The 18,283-nt window shown below is 68.5% G+C and carries 16 protein-coding genes and 2 pseudogenes; 11 read left to right on the forward strand and 7 right to left on the reverse strand.

Translation table 11 applies throughout. The features are described from left to right. Window positions 1–96: 96 nt before the first annotated feature. Window positions 97–2,652 (reverse strand): valine--tRNA ligase, encoded by a 2,556-nt coding sequence (gene valS / locus F1D05_RS31455; protein WP_185444003.1) that lies wholly within the window; start codon window positions 2,650–2,652, stop codon window positions 97–99. A 72-nt stretch (window positions 2,653–2,724) separates the two neighbouring features. Here valS and F1D05_RS31460 point away from each other — a divergent pair, with 72 nt between their 5' ends. The 3 genes from F1D05_RS31460 to ndk all read left to right on the forward strand — a co-directional run bounded on the left by F1D05_RS31460 (window position 2,725) and on the right by ndk (window position 4,908). Beyond that, window positions 2,725–4,101, forward strand: a complete 1,377-nt coding sequence (locus F1D05_RS31460) for a bifunctional folylpolyglutamate synthase/dihydrofolate synthase (RefSeq protein ID WP_185444004.1) — start codon at window positions 2,725–2,727, stop codon at window positions 4,099–4,101. Further along, window positions 4,098–4,433, forward strand: a complete 336-nt coding sequence (locus tag F1D05_RS31465; RefSeq protein ID WP_185444005.1) for a DUF4233 domain-containing protein — start codon at window positions 4,098–4,100, stop codon at window positions 4,431–4,433. Before F1D05_RS31460 ends, F1D05_RS31465 begins: the two co-directional genes overlap by 4 nt. A 64-nt stretch (window positions 4,434–4,497) precedes the next feature. After that, complete coding sequence (gene ndk, locus F1D05_RS31470; RefSeq protein ID WP_185444006.1) at window positions 4,498–4,908, forward strand: nucleoside-diphosphate kinase; 411 nt, start codon at window positions 4,498–4,500, stop codon at window positions 4,906–4,908. 28 nt (window positions 4,909–4,936) lie between these two features. Here the strand turns inward: ndk and F1D05_RS31475 are convergent, their stop codons facing one another. Beyond that, window positions 4,937–6,601 carry a tetratricopeptide repeat protein gene (locus F1D05_RS31475; protein WP_185444007.1) on the reverse strand — a complete coding sequence of 555 codons (1,665 nt, stop codon included), beginning with the start codon at window positions 6,599–6,601 and terminating at the stop codon, window positions 4,937–4,939. Further along, entirely contained in the window at window positions 6,495–7,700 is a 1,206-nt protein-coding gene (locus F1D05_RS31480) for an AfsR/SARP family transcriptional regulator (protein ID WP_185444008.1), read from the reverse strand. The genes F1D05_RS31475 and F1D05_RS31480 overlap by 107 nt, the downstream gene beginning before the upstream one ends. A gap of 375 nt (window positions 7,701–8,075) precedes the next feature. Between F1D05_RS31480 and F1D05_RS31485 the strand changes: the two genes are divergently transcribed. The 6 genes and pseudogenes from F1D05_RS31485 (at window position 8,076) to rodA (ending at window position 13,812) form a co-directional block, all read left to right on the forward strand. Beyond that, window positions 8,076–9,101 carry a rod shape-determining protein gene (locus tag F1D05_RS31485; protein ID WP_281388811.1) on the forward strand — a complete coding sequence of 342 codons (1,026 nt, stop codon included), beginning with the start codon at window positions 8,076–8,078 and terminating at the stop codon, window positions 9,099–9,101. Window positions 9,102–9,114: 13 nt separating this feature from the next. Next, window positions 9,115–10,035, forward strand: coding sequence for a rod shape-determining protein MreC (gene mreC / locus F1D05_RS31490; protein WP_185444009.1), 921 nt, complete (start codon window positions 9,115–9,117; stop codon window positions 10,033–10,035). A gap of 1 nt (window position 10,036) precedes the next feature. Then, the gene (mreD, locus tag F1D05_RS31495; RefSeq protein WP_185444010.1) at window positions 10,037–10,567 is read left to right on the forward strand and encodes a rod shape-determining protein MreD; all 531 of its coding nucleotides are present in this window, start codon (window positions 10,037–10,039) and stop codon (window positions 10,565–10,567) included. Window positions 10,568–10,674: 107 nt separating this feature from the next. After that, window positions 10,675–11,172, forward strand: a pseudogene (locus tag F1D05_RS41275) (penicillin-binding protein 2); the annotation flags it as partial. An 82-nt stretch (window positions 11,173–11,254) separates the two neighbouring features. Next, window positions 11,255–12,523 (forward strand): penicillin-binding transpeptidase domain-containing protein, encoded by a 1,269-nt coding sequence (locus F1D05_RS41280; protein ID WP_246486118.1) that lies wholly within the window; start codon window positions 11,255–11,257, stop codon window positions 12,521–12,523. Window positions 12,524–12,645: 122 nt separating this feature from the next. Continuing rightward, window positions 12,646–13,812, forward strand: a complete 1,167-nt coding sequence (gene rodA / locus F1D05_RS31505) for a rod shape-determining protein RodA (RefSeq protein WP_185444011.1) — start codon at window positions 12,646–12,648, stop codon at window positions 13,810–13,812. Between the two features lie 52 nt (window positions 13,813–13,864). Here the strand turns inward: rodA and F1D05_RS31510 are convergent, their stop codons facing one another. From F1D05_RS31510 to F1D05_RS43255, 3 genes and pseudogenes are all read right to left on the reverse strand, one after another. After that, window positions 13,865–14,713, reverse strand: a complete 849-nt coding sequence (locus F1D05_RS31510) for a hypothetical protein (RefSeq protein ID WP_185444012.1) — start codon at window positions 14,711–14,713, stop codon at window positions 13,865–13,867. Continuing rightward, window positions 14,710–14,985: an RNA polymerase sigma factor gene (locus F1D05_RS39190; RefSeq protein ID WP_206686422.1), complete on the reverse strand. Its 276-nt coding sequence runs from the start codon at window positions 14,983–14,985 to the stop codon at window positions 14,710–14,712. Before F1D05_RS39190 ends, F1D05_RS31510 begins: the two co-directional genes overlap by 4 nt. 130 nt (window positions 14,986–15,115) lie before the next feature. Next, window positions 15,116–15,304: pseudogene (locus tag F1D05_RS43255) on the reverse strand (RNA polymerase sigma factor); the annotation flags it as partial. Between the two features lie 219 nt (window positions 15,305–15,523). Between F1D05_RS43255 and F1D05_RS31520 the strand changes: the two are divergent. Further along, window positions 15,524–16,288, forward strand: a complete 765-nt coding sequence (locus F1D05_RS31520) for a sensor domain-containing protein (RefSeq protein WP_185444013.1) — start codon at window positions 15,524–15,526, stop codon at window positions 16,286–16,288. A 183-nt stretch (window positions 16,289–16,471) separates the two neighbouring features. Here the strand turns inward: F1D05_RS31520 and F1D05_RS31525 are convergent, their stop codons facing one another. Then, window positions 16,472–17,437, reverse strand: a complete 966-nt coding sequence (locus tag F1D05_RS31525) for an asparaginase (protein ID WP_185444014.1) — start codon at window positions 17,435–17,437, stop codon at window positions 16,472–16,474. Between the two features lie 36 nt (window positions 17,438–17,473). Here F1D05_RS31525 and pcaD point away from each other — a divergent pair, with 36 nt between their 5' ends. Next, the gene (gene pcaD / locus F1D05_RS31530; protein ID WP_185444015.1) at window positions 17,474–18,232 is read left to right on the forward strand and encodes a 3-oxoadipate enol-lactonase; all 759 of its coding nucleotides are present in this window, start codon (window positions 17,474–17,476) and stop codon (window positions 18,230–18,232) included. Window positions 18,233–18,283 lie beyond the last annotated feature (51 nt).

Genomic DNA, 18,283 nt, shown 5'->3' on the forward strand with positions numbered 1-18,283 from the left:
GATGGAACAGGCCGCCCAGAGGGCGCACCCAGGAGCAGCAGTCAGCAAGCCGCAGTCGAGTGCTGCGGTCAGAGTGCTGCGGTCAGAGGGCCGCGGTCAGAGGGCCGCGATCACCGAGACTGCGTCGGACTCGTCGGGGCTCCAGACGATCTCGCCGATGATTCGGCCGGCGGCGCGTAGGTCGACCTCGGCTTGTTCGGCGAGGGCGAGACGGTCGGCGGGGCCGCTGACCTCGACCTTGGAGACCTCGGTCTTCATCGAGACCTGCGCGGTCGACTTGGCGCCACGGATCCCGGCGAGGACCTCGGCTACCGCATCCAGAACGGCCGGGTCGTGCGCCGTGGAAGCGACGTCGACTTCCGCGACCGGCCAGCTGGTCAGGTGGATCGAGCCTTCCTGCCACCACGACCAGACCTCTTCGGTCGCGAACGGCAGGTACGGCGCGAGCAGCCGCAGCTGGACCGACAGCGCGACCGCCAGCGCGGCCTTTGCCGACGAGGCACCAGCCTCGCCGTGACCGCCGTACGCGCGCTCCTTGACCAGCTCGACGTAGTCGTCGCAGAAGGTCCAGAAGAACCGCTCCGCGATCTCCAGCGCGCCGGTGTAGTCGTACCGGTCGAAGGCCGCGGTGGCGTCGTCGACGGCAGTCCGGAGCTGAGCGAGCATCGCGAGGTCGACCGGCTCGGTGACGGCGGACGCGTCCGCCGACGTGGCTCCGAAGCTGAGGACGAACTTCGACGCGTTCAGGACCTTGATGGCCAGCCGGCGGCCGACCTTCATCTGCGACTCGTCGAACGGCGAGTCCATCCCCGGCCGGGCCATCGCGGCCCGCCAGCGAACGGCGTCCGAGCCGTACTTGTCGAGGATCTCCGACGGGACGACCGCGTTGCCCTTGGACTTGGACATCTTCTTGCGATCCGGGTCGACGACGAAGCCCGAGATCATCGACCGCGCCCACGGCAGCGTGCCGTTCTCGAAGTGGGCCCGGACGACGCGGGAGAACAGCCAGGTGCGGATGATCTCGTGCGCGTGGGTGTTCAGGTCCATCGGGAAGGTACGCCCGAACAGGTCGGCGTCGCGCTCCCAGCCGCAGACGATGTGCGGGGTGAGCGACGAGGTCGCCCAGGTGTCCATCACATCGGGGTCGGCCTGGAAGCCGTCCGGCTTGCCGCGCTGGGATTCGTCGTACCCGGACGGGACCTGCGAGGTGGGGTCGATCGGCAGATCTTCCTCGCGGGGGACCAGCGGGTGCGCGTAGTCGGGCTCGCCGTCGCGGTCGATCGGATACCAGATCGGGAAGGGGACGCCGAAGAAGCGCTGCCGGGAGACCAGCCAGTCGCCGTTCAGCCCGCCGACCCAGTTCAGGTAGCGGTGCTTCATGTGCTCCGGGACCCAGGCCAGCTCGTTGCCCAGCTCGACGAACTCGGCCTTCAGGTCCTCGCTGCGGCCGCCGTTGGTGATGTACCACTGGCGGGTCGAGACGATCTCGAGCGGCTTGTCGCCCTTCTCGAAGAAGTTCGCCATCCGCTTGGTCGGCTTCGGCTCGCCGTCCAGGTCGCCGCTCTCGCGCAGCTTGCCGACGATCAGCTCGCGGGCGCTGAAGACCGTCTTGCCGGCCAGCTCGCCATACAGATTCGATGCAGTCAGCTCCGAGCCCTCGAGCCACTCCGGGGTCTCCCGCAGCAGCCGGCCGTCGCGACCGATGACCGTGCGGATCGGCAACTGCAGCTCACGCCACCAGATCACGTCGGTGAGGTCGCCGAAGGTGCAGACCATCGCGATGCCCGCGCCCTTGTCCGGCTCGGCCAGCGGGTGCGCGAGAATCGGGACCTCGACGTCGAACAGCGGCGAGCGGACCGTCGTACCGAACTTGTCCTTGTAGCGGTCGTCGTCCGGGTGGGCGATCAGCGCGACGCAGGCGGGGATCAGCTCCGGCCGGGTGGTCTCGATGTAGATCGGGCCGTCGGCGCCGTGGAAAGCGATCCGGTGGAAGGCGCCGGCGTACTCCCGGGCCTCCAGCTCGGCCTGGGCGACGGCGGTCTGGAAGGTGACGTCCCACATCGTCGGGGCCTCGGCCAGGTAGGCCTCACCGCGGGCGAAGTTGCGCAGGAAGGCGCGCTGGGACGTCCGGCGGGAGTCCTCGGAGATGGTCGTGTAGAGGTAATCCCAGTCGACGCTGAGGCCGACCTGGCGCCACATCGCCTCGAACGCCTGCTCGTCGATGTGGGTCAGCTCGCCGCACAGATCGACGAAGTTCTGCCGGCTGATCGGGACCTGCTTCTTCGGGTCCGGCTTCTCCGGCGGCACGAACGCCGCGTCGTACGGCAGCGTCGGGTCGCAGCGGACGCCGTAGTAGTTCTGGACCCGTCGCTCGGTCGGCAGGCCGTTGTCGTCCCAGCCGATCGGGTAAAATACCTTCTTGCCGCGCATCCGCTGGTAGCGCGCGACCAGGTCGGTGTGGGTGTAGCTGAAGATGTGCCCGACGTGCAGCGAACCCGAGACGGTCGGCGGCGGCGTGTCGATCGAGTAGACCTCTTCACGAGAAGCGGTCCGGTCGAACGCGTACGTCTGCTGCTCCTTCCATACGGCAGCCCACTTCTCCTCGAGGCCTTCGAGGGTGGGCTTGTCAGGAACGCGGGACGTCTCGGTCATGCCGACAATCCTAGTGGTTGTCAAGGGGTGCTCACGACCGGTTATCCACAGCCCTCCTAGACTATGAGCCTGATGAGTGACCTCTCGTACGCCGAAGTGTCGGCGAAGCTCCAGGCGCGCTGGCCGGAGACCAAGATCGACCCGACCCTGGACCGGGTCCGGCGACTGGTCGAGCTGCTCGGCGACCCACAGAAGACCTACCCGGTCGTGCACCTGACCGGAACCAACGGCAAGACCTCCACCGCCCGGATGGTGGACTCCTTGCTGCGCGAGGCCGGACTGCGCACCGGCCGGTTCACCAGCCCGCACCTGGAGTCTGTCCGGGAGCGGATCACCCTGAACGGCGAGCCGATCGACGAGCAGCGCTTCGTCGAGGTGTATGCCGAGATCGAGCCGTACGTCGATGTGGTCGACTCCGAGAACGAGCACCCGCTGTCGTTCTTCGAGGTGATGACCGCGATGGCGTTCGCGGCGTTCGCGGACGCGCCGGTGGACGTGGCGGTCGTCGAGGTTGGCCTGGGCGGCACCTGGGACTCCACGAACGTTGCCGACGGCATCGTTTCGGTGATCACCCCGGTCGCGGTCGACCACGCGCACATCCTGGGTGCGGATCCGGTCACGATCGCCCGGGACAAGTCCGGCATCATCAAGCCCGGCGCGACGACGGTGATCTCGCAGCAGAGCCTCGACGTACTGGAGGTCCTGCAGCGTCGCGCTACCGAGGTCGGGGCGCAGGTCGCCCGCGAAGGCCTCGAGTTCGGCGTCACCAGCAGGACGGTCGCGGTCGGCGGGCAGCTGATCTCGATCCAGGGACTCGGCGGCACGTACGAGGAGATCTTCCTGCCCTTGTACGGCGAGTACCAGGCGCACAACGCCGCCACGGCACTCGCGGCGGTCGAGGCGCTGCTCGGTTCGACCGCCCAGACCGAAGGCCGGATCGACAACGAGCTGGTCCAGGCGGGCTTCGCCGAGGTGACGAGCCCCGGCCGGCTGGAGGTCGTCCGGACCAGCCCGACCGTCATCGTCGACGCCGCGCACAACCCTCATGGCGCAGAGGCGACGGCAGCCGCGGTGACCGAGGCGTTCGCGTTCAACCCGCTGATCGGCGTACTGGGTTGTATGAAGGACAAGGACGTCTACGCGATCCTCGAGGCGTACGAGCCGATCATGGAGACCGTCATCTGCACCCGGAACTCGTTCGACCGGTCGATGCCGGCCGAGGAGCTCGGGGAGATCGCCGCCGAGGTGTTCGGCGAGGATCGGGTACTGGTCCGGCCGAAGCTGCTCGACGCGATCGACGACGCGATCCGGCTGGCCGAGGAGAATGCGATCGCGATGGGCACCGGCGGCGTATTGATCACCGGCAGCGTGATCACCGCCGGGGAGGCCCGCACGTTGCTGGTCCGCAAGCCGAAGGGCTCGCAGAACCCGTACGAGGACCAGAGATGAGGTCTCTCGCGTCGATCGTGCTCGCCTTCGAGGCGCTGTTGCTCGCCCTCGTCACGCCGGTGATGATCTCGGTCGCCGACGTGAAAGCCAGTACTGCGATCCCGCTCTGCCTCGGACTCGCCGTACTGGCGATCGTCGCCGCGGGCCTGCTCCGCAACCAGGTCGGCTACATCCTCGGCTGGGTGATCCAGGTCGCCGCCGTCGGACTCGGCTTCGTCGTACCGGTGATGTTCGTCCTGGGCCTGGCCTTCGCCGCGTTCTGGGTGATGGCCTTCGTCCTGGGCAAACGCATCGACGAAGCGAAGAAGGCACAGCAGGCGCAGGCCGGTTAGGCTCGGCCGCCCGCAAGACCCGAAGTCAGCAAAGAACTGCCGCCCAAGAAGAAAGAGTGGAGATATGTCGCAGCGCACCCTGGTCCTGCTGAAGCCCGACACGGTACGCCGTGGCCTGGTCGGCGAGATCCTCGGCCGGTTCGAGGCGAAGGGCCTGAGCATCGTCGCGATGGACCTGCGCACGATCGACGGTGAGACGGCCGACCAGCACTACGCCGAACACGTCGAGCGGGACTTCTACCCGCCGCTGCGCGCGTTCGTCACCAGCGGCCCGCTGGTGGCCCTCGTACTCGAGGGTGACGAGGCGATCGAGGTCATCCGCGGTCTGAACGGCGCGACCGACGGCCGCAAGGCAGCACCCGGCACGATCCGCGGCGACCTGTCGCTGTCCAACCGGGAGAACCTCGTGCACGGCTCCGACTCGCCCGAGTCGGCCTCCCGCGAGATCAAGATCTGGTTCCCCGACCTCCCGTAACCACTCGGTCGGTACTGCGCTCGGTCGGTCAGGAATCGATCGAGCGCAGTTTGCTAGCCACGGTCTCGGCACTGGGATGGTTGAGCTCGGTCAGGAGGTCCAGGGCAAGCTCCCACCAGCCGCCGGCGGCTTCGAGGTCGCCCAGCTCGTGGTCGACGTCGCCAAGGTTCTGCAGCATTAGGGCTTGGTAGTAGCGATCGTTGAGTTCCTGGTAGAGCTCCAGCGCCTTCCGATAGCAGCGTGCAGCTTCAGCCTGGTTCCCTAGTCCGCGCTGGGCATAGCCGAGGTGGTCCCAGGTCGCGGCTTCGCCGAGCTTGTGGTCGACCTCCTGGTACAGCCGCTGGGCCTGGGTGCAGTACTCCACGGACTGGTCGTACTCCGCGAACGTAGAAGCGTGCAGCCATCCCAGTGAGTTCAGCGCGAGTGCCTGTCCGGTCCGGTGCCCACTGGCCTTGAACAGCTCGGACGCGATCAGGTCGTGGTCGTACGACTCCTTCAACCGCTCCTGCTGAGCCAGCACGAACGCAACCACCCGCTGGCACCAGGCCTGGGCTACTTGATCACCAGACCGTACTGCGAGGTCCAGGGCGGTCTCTGATTCCGACAGAGCCTCGTCCAGGCGACCCTGCCGAGCCAGGGCGTGGGCTCGGTACCGGTGAGCCATCACCTGGCCTTGCAAGTCACCGGACCGCTGGGACGCTTGCGCTGCCGTCCACATCACGTCGACCCACGTGTTCCACAGTCCGCGCCGTTCGAGGAAGCCGGTGATCGTGCGGGCGAGATGGGTAGCGTGGCTGTCGAACCCTTCTCGTGCAGCGTGCTCGATCAGCACCACTAGGTTGGGATGCTCGGCCTCGAACCAGTCGAACGCCTCCTGGTAGCCACCGAAGCTCAGCACATACGGCGATCCGGCGGGGTCAGGCAGTACTGCGGGGTCGCGATGCGGCCGCAGCCACTGGTCGCCGGCGTCCGCAGTGCGGAGGTAGTGGTCGAAGAGTCGCCACAACGCCTGGCGGCACTCCTTCTCCTTGTCGATCGAGCCGGCCAGCTCTCCGGCGTACACGCGTAGTAGATCGTGGGAGGCGTACCGCTCGGGGGCGAGCTGGCTGATCAGGTGTGCGCGCTCCAGCTCGGCCAGGGCAGGTCTGACGCGCTCCGGCGTAGTACCTGCGAGTGCAGCTGCAGCAGCGACGGGTAGGTCGGGTCCGGGGTGCAGACCGGACAGCCGGAAGACCCGGGCTGAGCTACCGGTCACCAGTTGGTAGGACCACGAGAACACCGCACGCAGGTCGGTCATCTGATCCTCACCAGTGAACGCATCCAGGCCCTGCCTTGTACGGCGTAAGTCCAGCGCCACGGTCTCGAGGGGCCAGGTCGGGTGAGCCGCTGCGTGGGCCGCCACAAGTGACAGCGCGAGCGGCAACCGAGCAGAGAGCGCTATGAGCGACTCAGCAGCCAGGGGCTCAGCAGCAATGCGTTCGGCTCCGAGCGCACCGACCAGGAGCGAGTGAGCCTGCTCCCAATCCATCAGGTCGAGCGACACCGTCCGGGCACCCTCGCTGGCCAGCAATCCCGGCAGGCGGTTCCTACTGGTCACCACCACGCGACAACCACGCCCACCGGGAAGCAGCGGTCGCACCTGCTCCGCAGTACGGGCGTTGTCGAGCACTATCAACAGCCGTCGGTCCGCCACCAACGTCCGGTAGAGCGCGGGCCTGTGCCGGCGACCCGAACGGAATGCGGCCAGGTGCGGTCTGCAGCGCATCAAGGAAGCCCCGTACTGCGTCCTCCGGCGACACCACGTCACCTGAAGGGTCGAAGCCGCGCAAGTTCACATACAGCTGCCCATCCGGGAACTCCGCCGCTACCCGCTCGCCCCAGGCCACCGCCAGCGCGGTCTTACCCACCCCGGCGGTTCCGGAGATCACAGCGACCGAGGAGGTCGGGCCGATCGATCCCAGCAGAGCCTGGTCCAGTTCAGCCAGCTCCCGGCCTCGCCCGACGAAGCCGCGCCCGACAGACGGCAGCTGATGCGGGACCACCTCGCGAGAAGTCCGTACTGCGGCCGCTCGCGAGTCTGTCGCGAGCACGGCTTGATGGAGGCGGCGCAGAGCCGGCCCGGGATCCAGCCCGAGCTCGTCTGCCAGCCGCCGCGAGGCCTCGCTGTAAGTGGCCAGTGCACCGGCAGGACGCCCGGCCCGGATCTGTGCCTCCATCAGCAGAGCCCAGAGCGGCTCTCGCAGGGGATGACGCTTGGTAAGGCCGCTCAGCTCGGAGGTCACCTGCGCGTGTTCGCCCAGCTCGAGGCGTGCCCCCAGAAGGAGCTCAATCGCGTGCAGGCGCTCTTCGGCCAATACCGGCACAACCTCCCGGATCAGTGAGCCTGCCGTCAGTCCGGCGAGCGGCTCACCACGCCAGAGGCTCAGGGCGTCGGTCAGCAGGCGCTTGCGGTCCAACAGGTCGGCCGTCTCCACAGAGGTCGAGACCAGCGCGCGGAAGCGGGCCAGGTCAATCTGCTCCGCCTGCACGCTGATCATGTAGCCGGCCGGCTCGGTACTGATGATCGGCGTACCGAGCATCGTCCGCAGGCGCGAGATGTAGGTCTGCAGGGCGGACCGCGGCCGGGCCGGCAGTTCGTCCTCCCAGAGGGTGTCGACCAGTGCCTGGGCGCCGACCACCCGGTTGGGCTGCAGCAGGAGGGCGGCAAGCAGCACCCGCAGCCTGTTCGCGGCCAGCTCGATCCGGCCGGAGTCGTCGACGACCTCCACCGGACCCAGCAGCCGAAACTCCATGCGGGCCATTCTCACCGGGAAAGGCCCACCGCGCCCCGGATCCGGGTGAAAGCGCGGCGAAAGCCGGATGAAGGAACGCCGGGTCAAGCTTGCGCACGCGGGGAGAGTGACCAGGTCCGACCGTACCCGGACCACACCTCATCCACACCGTGGGGAGGAGCAGCGCTCGCCCGTCAGGGGAGGGGCGAGCGCTGGGGGCGAGTGGTACCGCTGCACGCGAGTAGCGGTACCACTCGATTCTTCTCACCCGGAAGTTTGCCAGTAGTGAGGCAGCCGATACGATCTGTGCCGGGCGGACGGGGAACGTGTCGGTCCCTCGGTGGCGCCGGCTGCGCGCTTAGCCTGAGATCCACGAAGCAGCAGGAGGCGCCTGCGATGGCGAACAGCATGCTTGGCCGCGACATGGCGGTCGACCTCGGCACAGCCAACACCCTCGTCTACGTCCGCGGGCGGGGCGTCGTCCTGAACGAGCCCTCGGTGGTCGCGACCCGGACCGACGAACCGCGCGAAGCGGTCGCGTTCGGGCACGAGGCGAAGAAGATGATCGGCCGTACGCCGGGCAACATCACCGCGATCCGGCCGCTCAAGGACGGCGTGATCGCCGACTTCGACGCCGCCGAGCAGATGCTGCGCTACTTCATCCAGCGGGTGCACCGGCGCCGGTACTTCGCCAAGCCGCGGATCGTGGTCTGCGTGCCGTCCGGGATCACCGCCGTCGAGCAGCGCGCGGTCCGCGACGCGGGCTACATGGCCGGGGCGCGCAAGGTCTACATCATCGAGGAGCCGATGGCCGCGGCGCTCGGGTCCAACCTTGAGGTCCGCGACGCCACCGGCAACATGGTGGTCGACATCGGTGGTGGCACCACCGAGGTGGCGGTGATCTCGTTCGGCGGCATCGTCACCAGCCAGTCGATCCGGGTGGCCGGCGACGCGATCGACAAGGCCGTCGTGAACTACTGCAAGAAGGAGTACTCGCTGATGCTCGGCGAGGCCACCTCCGAGCAGATCAAGATGACCATCGGCTCGGCCTTCCCGACCTCCGACGGACCCGACTCCGAGATCCGCGGCCGGGACATGGTCACCGGCCTGCCGCGGACCGTGAAGGTGTCGTCGGCCAGCATCCGGCAGGCGATCGAGGAGCCGATCACCGCGATCGTCGACGCGGTCAAGGCGACGCTGGACAAGACCCCGCCCGAGCTGGCCGGGGACATCGTCGACCGCGGCATCGTGCTGACCGGCGGCGGCGCCCTGCTGAAGGGGATGGACGAGCGGCTCCGGCACGAGACCGGCATCCCGATCCATGTCGCCGACAACCCGCTGGACGCCGTCGTCCTCGGGGCCGGCAAGTGCGTCGACAACATCGAGACGCTGAACCGCATCCTCGTCACCGACCGCCGCTGAACCGGTACTGCGCATGCTCAAAGACCTCGGTACTCCCGCCAAGGGCCTGGTCAGGGCGGCCGGTCTGCCGCGGGAGATCCGCCGCCGCCGGGCCATCCTGGCGCTGGTGATCCTGGCCTCGTTCACGCTGATCGTGCTCGACGCGCGCCGCTCGGCCGGCTCGCCGGTGGAGCCGCTCCGGCACGCCGCCGCGTCGGTCTTCGGCCCGCTGGAGTCGGCCGGGTCCTCCGCCCGGCAGCCTGTGGACAACCTCCGGGACCGGTTCGCCGAAGTGGATAGGTTGAAGGCTGAGAACGAAAAACTCCAAGCCGACAACGAGAAACTGACCACCGAGCTGCGCAGTACCGACTACGCGCGCAACCGCGCCGCGGAGCTGGACCGGCTGCTCGAGGTCGCCCCGAACTACACGATCACGCCGGCCCGGGTGATCGGGATCGGGGGCGCGCAGAGCTTCAACCACACAGTGACCATCGACGCCGGAACAGCGGACGGAGTGAGACCGGACATGACAGTACTGAACGGGGACGGCCTCGTCGGCCGCGTCGTGCGGGCGACCGAGGGCACCTCGACCGTGCTACTGATCGGCGACCGGAACTCCACCGTCGGCGGCCGGCTGAACTCGACGATGGCGCTGGGATTCGTCTCCGGCCGCGGCGACGTGACCGGCTCGCTGGACTACAAACTGGTGGACCTGAAGGCCCGTCCGAAGGTCGGCGACCGGATCGTCAGCTGGGGCTCGAGCGGCAACGCGCCGTACGTGCCGGGCGTTCCGATCGGTGAGATCACCGCCGTCACGCCGAACGAGGGCACCCTGGGCTCGACCGCGCTGCTGAAGCCGTTCGTCGACCCGACCCGGATCGACACTGTCGGTGTGGTGACAGGACCGCCGGCGCGACCGCCGCGAGCCACGGTGTCGCCGGAGAAGGGCGGCTGAGATGACGCCGCTCCGGATCGGGATCGCGGCCGTCTTCCTGCTGATCGCCGTCACCGTGCAGACCTCGATGCTGCCGCAACTGGCGGTCGCGGGGGTCACCTGCGACCTGGTGATGATCGTCGTAGTCGCGCTCGCGTTGGCGCGCGGCCCGGAGTGGGGCGCGATCGCCGGCTTCATCGGCGGCCTGCTGCTCGACGTGGCTCCGCCTGCCGACCACACGGCCGGGCGCTGGGCCCTCGCGCTGGCGCTGGCCGGCTACATCGCGGGGATGATCCGGCGGGAGGCGTCGGCCGGCCCGGTAGGACCACTCGGCGTCGCGCTGACCGTCGTGCTCGGGGCCGCGGTGTCACTTCTCGTGTACTGCGCGACAGGCTCGCTGCTGCATGACCCGGCCGTCGACTGGGGTGAGTTCGGCGTCCGGCTCGGCATCGCCGCCGGTTACGACGTGGTCGGTGCGATCGTGGTGATCCCACTGGTGCTGTGGGTGATGCGGCGGTTCGTGCCGGTTCGGGAGCGGCGGGTGCTGCCGTGAGTTTCGACAGTTTCAACCCGGCCCCGCTGAAGCCGCGGCTGCGTCTGTTCGTGATCGGCGTGCTGGTCTTCTCGCTGCTCTGCACCCTGTTCGCCCGGCTCGTCTACATGCAGGTGCTGTCGTCGGCGGACTACTCCCAGGCCGCCACCTCGAACCACACCCGCGAGGTCCTCGTCCCGGCACCGCGCGGGACGATCGTCGACGCGGCCGGCCGGACACTGGTCGGCAACAGGGTGTCGCTGGTGATCACGGTCGACCGCTCGGTGCTGGCCAAGCTGCCAGACGCACAGCAGCAGGCGATGCTGGCCCGGCTGGCCAAGGTGCTCGGCCAGAAGCCGGCCGACCTGAAGGCTCGCATCATGCTCTGTGGCGAGCCCGGCGCCTCGAAGCCGCCGGCCTGCTGGAACGGCACGCCGTACCAGCCGATCCCGGTCGCGAAGGACGTCAGCGAGCAGGTCGCGATCGAGGTGATGGAGCGCCGCGAGGACTTCCCCGGCGTGGCCGCCGAGTCGACCGCACTCCGTGCCTACCCGGCGCCGTACGGCGTGAACGCGGCGCACATGCTCGGCTATCTCTCGCCGATCACCACGAACGAGCTGGACGCGCTGGACAAGGCCGGGCAGGACTCGGTCGGGCACCGGTCGGACCTGGTCGGCCGGGCCGGCCCTCGAGCGCACGTACGACGCGATGCTGCGGGGGACTCCGGGCGTCAAGAGCGTCATCGTCGACGCCGTCGGGTACACCACCGGTCTGCAGAGTCAGACCGCGCCGGTGCCGGGATCGACGCTGATGACAAGCATCGACGCCCGGGTCCAGGCCTCGGTCGAGAGGGAGCTCCGCGGCGCGATCATGACCGCGCGCAAGCAGACCGACCCGGTCACCAAACGCAAGTACGTCGCGGACTCCGGCGCGGCCGTGGTGATGGACACCAAGACCGGCCAGATCGTCGGGATGGCCAGCTACCCCAGCTACGACCCGGGCGTCTGGGTCGGCGGGATCTCGCAGCGCGAGCTCGACCAGTTGTACGCGTCCGGCTCAGGGACGCCGCTGCTGTCGCGGGCCTTGCAGGGTCAGCTGGCACCTGGGTCGACGTTCAAGCCGATCACCACCGCTGCCGCGCTGGCGAACGGGTACACGGCGAAGACCAAGCTGGACTGTTCACCGTCGTTCACGGTAGGCAATCGCAAGTTCAAGAACTTCGAGACCACGCCGTTCGGCATGATCGGATTCCAGCAGGCGCTGGCGATCTCCTGCGACACCTTCTTCTACCAGATCGCGTACGCCCTCTGGCTCAAGGAGGGTGGCAACTCCGGCGACATCAACGTGCGCGATCCGCTGGTCGAGATGGCCAAGAGCTTCGGCCTCGGCAAGCCGACCGGAATCGACCTGCCCGGCGAGGCATCCGGCCGGATCGCGGACCGGAAGTGGAAGAAGCAGTACTACGACGCGCAGAAGGACTACTACTGCAAGCTGGCCGACAACCCACCGGCCGGGACGTCGAGCTTCCTGAAGCAGTTCTCCCGGGAGTTCTGCGTCGACGGCTACCGGTACCGGGCCGGCGACGCGGTGAACTTCTCGATCGGGCAGGGCGACACCACCCTGACTCCGTTGCAATTGGCAACGATGTACTCGGCGCTGTCGAACGGCGGCACGCTGTGGGAGCCGCGGGTGGCCAAGAAGGTGATCGGGCCGAACGGGAAAGCCACGGCGATCCCGTCCAAGGTCGCGGCCGGACTGCCGGTGGCGGCCTCGACGCTGAAGCTGATCGACAAAGGTCTGCTGGAGACCACCCGGACCGGTACGGCGGCGTGGAAGTTCATCGGGTTCCCGCTGGACCAGGTCCCGGTGCGGTCCAAGACCGGTACGGCCGAGGTCTACGGCAAGCAGACGACGTCCTGGTTCGCGACCTACACCGATCGCTATGCCGTGGTGATGATGATCAGCCAGGGCCGGTAGCGGGTCGGGTGCCTCGGGAACGGCCGTCCGGCACATCTACGAGACCCTCTACAACATCAAGCCCGCGGCGCCGCCGGCGAAGAAGGCCAAGCAATGAGCCCGACCTCGAAGCGGGTGCGGCTATGAGTCTGCTGACGCCGCTGCGGTCGTCCCGGCCGCTGATGGATCGCCGGTCGGCGTTGTGGCAGGCCGACTGGGTGCTGGTGATCGGGGTGCTCGCGTTGTCGGCGATCGGCAGCCTGCTGATCTGGTCGGCCACCTACCAGCGCGGCTCACTCACCGGTGGCAACCAGCGCGAGTTCCTGGTCCGGCACGCCCTCAACTTCGCCATCGGCCTGGTCCTTGCCATCGGCGCGGCAGTGATGGATCACCGCCGCCTGCGCATCCTCGCGCCGGTCCTGTACGCCGGGTCGGTGGTGGGGCTGATCCTCGTCCTGGTGCCCGGTGTCGGCGCGGTGATCAACGGGTCCCGGTCGTGGATCCAGCTGCCCTGGATGTCGGTCCAGCCGAGCGAGTTCGCCAAGCTCGCGGTGATCGTCGGGATGGCGCTGCTGATCGCCGAGAAGGGCGAGACGAACCACCGCGAGGCCCGGACGATCGACATCACCCAGGCGATCGGCGTTGCCGCGATCCCGGTGATGCTGGTGATGCTGCAGCCCGACCTCGGCACCGTGATGGTGCTCGGGTCGATCGTGTTCGGCATCATCGCCGTCTCCGGGGTGCCGAAGCGCTGGCTGCTCGGCATCGTCACCGCGGCGACGGTGATCGGGACGCTGGCGATCCAGTTCAACGTGCTGAAGAAGTACCAGCTGGCCCGCTTCACCGCGTTCGCCGACCCGTCCCAGGACCCGCAGGGCACCGGCTACAACGTGCACCAGGCCCGGATCGCGATCGGCAACGGCGGCATCTTCGGCCAGGGCCTGTTCCACGGCTCGCAGACCCAGAACGCCTTCGTGCCCGAGCAACACACCGACTTCGTCTTCACCGTCGCGGGGGAGGAGCTCGGCCTGATCGGCGCCGGGGCGATCATCGTGTTGTTCGCGGTGATCCTCTGGCGCGGACTGCGGATCGCCGTCAACGCCCGGGACGCCTTCGGCCGGCTGATCGCCACCGGCATCGTCTGCTGGTTCGCCTTCCAGGCCTTCGAGAACATCGGCATGACGCTCGGGATCATGCCGGTCACCGGCCTCCCACTCCCGTTCGTCTCCTACGGCGGCTCATCGATGTTCGCCGGCCTCCTGGCCGTAGGCCTGCTCCAGAACATCCACCTCCGCTCCCACCAGGTCTGACCAAGAAACTGACAGCGGGCGAGCCCGTGGCCCGCCCGCTTCTGTCAGCTGGTCAGCGCTTCGGACTGGCCCAGACCAGGACTTCGTCCGGGCTCCACGGGAGCGCGTCCGGCACATACCAGTTGTCCGGCACGGTTTGGGCGGCGTCGGTGCTCGACCGCCCCCCGGGGGGCTTCACATCCACCCGGAACTCGAAAATCTTCGCGTTGCGCTGGGCCAGCATCGTCCGTACCTCGCCCACTGTCTTGCCTCGCCACTGCAGGCCGTGCAGAAGTTCACCAGGTGCATCGACCTGGCCGGTGCGGTCGAATGTCTCCCCGGCATCGGCCGGCCGGCCGATGCCGAGTTCGGCGTGCCCTTTGAAGTCCTTCGGGATCCGGAAGACCGGCACACACGGCTTGGCACCGGTCTTCCAGCAGTTGGCCGGTTCGGTACTCTCGCCGATGACCTCGCCCCCTTCGATGCGCGTGCCGGTGTCGGTCCCCACCAGCGAGGGGGAGACGGCCGGGAGGGTGATCTGGATGTTCAGCCCGTGGTCGGCCAGTTCCTTGTTGATCCGGGCCGGATCGGCTGCCGGGTCGACGACCTTGATCACCAGATACTTGCCCTGCGGGACGAACTGCAGGACGCTGGCGACCGGGATCGGCGACTGCCCGGTGGGTAGGGTTTCGTGCCGGGCGACGATCACGGCAGCCAGTACGCCGGCCGCGACCAGCGCCGGCAGCGCGGTACGGACTGCCAGCCGGATGGCCTTGCGCCGTCGCCGCCCGGAATCGGAAGCGGCGGTGGCGAGGAGGTCGTGGAACCTGGCCTCGCGTTCTCCAGGGGGCAGGGAGGCCGTCACCCGGTCGTCCGTGATCGGGTTGAGGCTGCGGAGGTGGTCGAGCGTGGTCTTGTTCATGAGCGTTCTTCTTTCAGGGCTGCGAAGCGGGGAGCAGCGGCCGGAGTGAGGCCGACGGCGCGGCCCGGGACGTCTTCGGCGGTCGAGAGCAGGCGCTCGAACCGCGCGCGGGCTCGATGCAAGCGGATGCGGACCGCATTGCGTGAACAGCCGAGGACTATTGCGATCTGGGCGGTATCGAGGCCTTCCCAGGCGGTCAGCGACAGCAGTTCGCGATCCTGGTGGGACAACTCGCGCCAGGCCCTGCGTGGCGATGGCCTTCTCGCCGGCATCGAACGAGAGCGCGCCGGGATCGACCAGCAACTCGGTCGATTCGTCACGGAGGCGGGCGGTCAGGGCTAGTCGCCGGTTCTCGCCTCGGCGGTGGTTGGCCAGCAGCCGGCGGGCGACGGCGTACAGCCAGGGCAGGGCCTCGGGACCGGCTGGTACGTCGGCAAGGCGTCGCCAGGCGACCAGGAAGGTCTCGGCGACCAGATCACCGGCGTCGTCGCGGCTGCCGACCCGTCTGAGCAGGTAGCCGAGGATCTTGTCGTGCTGATCCAGGAACAGTTGCTGGAACCGGACCTGGGCGGCAGCTGATGGATCGGTCATGCCGTCTCCAATCCCGCGGGCCGGTGCGGTTTTCGTTCGGTGGGGTGTGCGGGGTGCCTCATACCTGGTCTATGTGCGGGTTACGAGCATCATTTCGCGCGGTGGGGTGACGTTCGCCGATCGAAGCGTGGACTCCCGGTGCGGCTCGCGGAAGGCTGTCGGCGCAGGGTTGTAGGCTGCAGCGATTCTGGTTGCGGGATGCCGGCCCTGGAAGGGACCATGTCGAAAATCGCTTCGTTCTCGCTCGCCGCGCTGGTCGCCCTGTCGCTCGCCGCCTGCGGTGACGACAAGAAGACCGGTACGCCGGCTCCGTCAACGACCCCGTCGGCATCGAGCTCCGGCACGCCGTCGGCGCCGAGCACGCCCACGGCGGACCCGTCCACCGGGAGTGAGTCGGTGCAGCGGACCAAGGCCGAGCTGACCAAGGCCCTGCTGGCGTTGCCGGACCTGCCGAGCGGCTTCTCGCTCGAGACCGACGATCCGGGCGACGAGGCGGAGAATCCGCTCTCCTCCAAGGACCCCAAGTGCAAGTCCCTGGTGAAGTTCCTCAACGCCGACCAGGCGCCGGGGTCGAAGGTCTCCGTGACCCGATCGTTCTCCGGCGGACAGGAGGGCCCGTACATCGACTTCGGCGTGGACGCGATGGGCGACTCGCAGAAGGTGCTCGCGCTGCAGTCGTCGTACCGGGCCGCGGTGCGGTCGTGCAAGAAGATCACGATGAAGTTCGATGGCCAGGGCAGTTCGGCGATGGATGTCCGCGAGGTGTCGGCACCGCAGTTCGGCGACGACCCGTTCGCGTTCCGGTTGACCAGCATCAGTGGTCCGCAGGAGGGCCTGGAGGTCGTCTTCGCCACGGCCGGCGTGAACGATGTGGTCGTCTCGGTCTCGATCGTCGCCGGCCAGCCCGGTGAGCTCGACAGTGCGACCGAGGCCGCGGTCGGCAAGGCCAAAAAGGTCCTCGGCGGCAAGAAGAGCGGCACCTGACCGACTACATGTGATCGGCGTCACGTCGTGACCTGTCGCGCCAGGCCTCGCGCGTTCCGTCGTACGGGGCCCGGCGATCTATCTGCACCTCGACCGCACCCGGAACCTGCTGACCCCTGCAGATCGAGGCCGGTCAGGTGATCGGCGTACGGGTGGTCGCGAACCCGGAGAAGCTGTCAGCGTTCAGATCTTGAGAAGGATCCGGCCGACTGCTTTGCCGCCGCCTAGTACGGAGATCGTGCGGAGTTCCGAAGCGGCAGAGACATCGACGCCGCACTTCTCCAGCAGGGCGAGCCCCAGAGCGGTGGTGGCGCGAGGGTTGCCGTCGATCACCTTCACCGCGACCGCGTGACCGTCCGGAGCGGCCATGCCGATCACGCCCTCGGCGCCGCCCTTCGCGATGACGCCGGGGAGCAGGCGCATCACCTCGCTGTTCAGATGGTCGTGTCCGCCGACGAGGTCCGGGTGTAGGCGCATCGCGGCCGCCACCCGGCCGTCCGGCGTACCAGCTGTTGCTGTGGCCAGGCGGCCGAAGGCGCGGGCCACGCCGTCCAGTGGCATGCCGAGCAGGGGAGCGCCGCAGCCGTCGACGGTCACGATGCCGGTGTGGGCACCGGTAAGCCGCTCGATCTCGGCGGCGATGGTGCGCTGCACGGGGGAGTCGGCGTCCAAGTAGCCGGCCGGATCGTTGCTGCCAGCGACCGTTGCCATCAGCATCGCCGCGTGTTTGCCGGAGCAGTTCATCCGGACCCTCTCCGGACCGATGCCTTCGGTGATCAACCGGAACCGGGTCGGCTCATCCTCCGGCCGGTCCGGTGGGCACCCCAACGCGTCCCGTCCGACACCGGCCGAGGCCAGCATCTTGTCCACCAGCGCGACGTGCCGATCTTCACCGGTATGGCTGCCGGCCGCGATCGCCGCCTCCTCGACCGCCAGTTCGGCTCCGGCCACGATGCTGCCGACCGCTTGCAGCGGCTTGGCGGTGGACCTGGGCAACACGACCGCGCCCACCTGCCCCGCGGCGTACACCCGCGCCCCGTCCGGATCCAGCGCGATCGCCAGCCCGAAGTGCCGGCTTTCCACGAAGCCGTTCCGCGCCACCTCGGCCAACTCCACGACCTGACCCAGCCCGGGCACACCGTTGATCATGTCGCGCAGGCTAACAACGTCCGTAGGGTGGGGAGCATGCGACTCGACTATCAGGTGACCGGCCCGGAGAAGGCGCCCGTTGTGCTGCTCGGCTCGTCGCTGGGCGTGACACGGGCGATGTGGGCGCCACAGGTGGAGGTGCTGGCCGAGCGGTTCCGGGTGATCGCCTTCGATCATCGGGGCCACGGCGGTTCCGACGTACCGGCCGGGCCCTATGCGATCGAGGATCTCGGCAGCGACGTCATCGAGCTGCTCAACGAGCTGATGATCGAGCAGGCGGCGTACGTCGGGATCTCGCTCGGTGGGGCCGTCGGCCTCTGGCTGGCCGAGAACGCGCCCGACCGCTTCAGCCGGTTCGCCCTGCTCTGCCCACCGGCGTACCCCGCCGCGGGCGCCCAGATGTGGACCGACCGAGCCGCCCAGGTCCGCGCCGACGGCACCCAGTCGATCACCGAGGCCACCCTCGCCAAATGGTTCCTCCCGGCGTACGCCGACGCGCACCCCGCCGAGGTCGACCTGGTCCGCCAGCAACTCCTCAACACCCCCGCCGAGGGCTACGCCGCCTGCTGCGAAGCCCTAGGCGCGATGGATCTGCGCGCCAACCTCGCTGACATCACCGCGCCTGTCCTCCTCATCACTGCGGAGGACGACACCTCGATCCCACCCGAAACAGTCATCCCACTCGCCACGGCCATCCCCGGCGCCCACCTCGAGATCCTCGACCAAGCGGCCCACCTGGTCACCTACTCCGACCCCACCCGCGTCAATCCCCTGCTCCTCGCCCACCTGAGCTGACCCCCATCTCCTTCCCGAAGTGACGGATGCGGGGGTCCGGGGAGGGCGGCG

Source organism: Kribbella qitaiheensis, assembly GCF_014217565.1.
GTDB lineage: Bacteria > Actinomycetota > Actinomycetes > Propionibacteriales > Kribbellaceae > Kribbella > Kribbella qitaiheensis_A.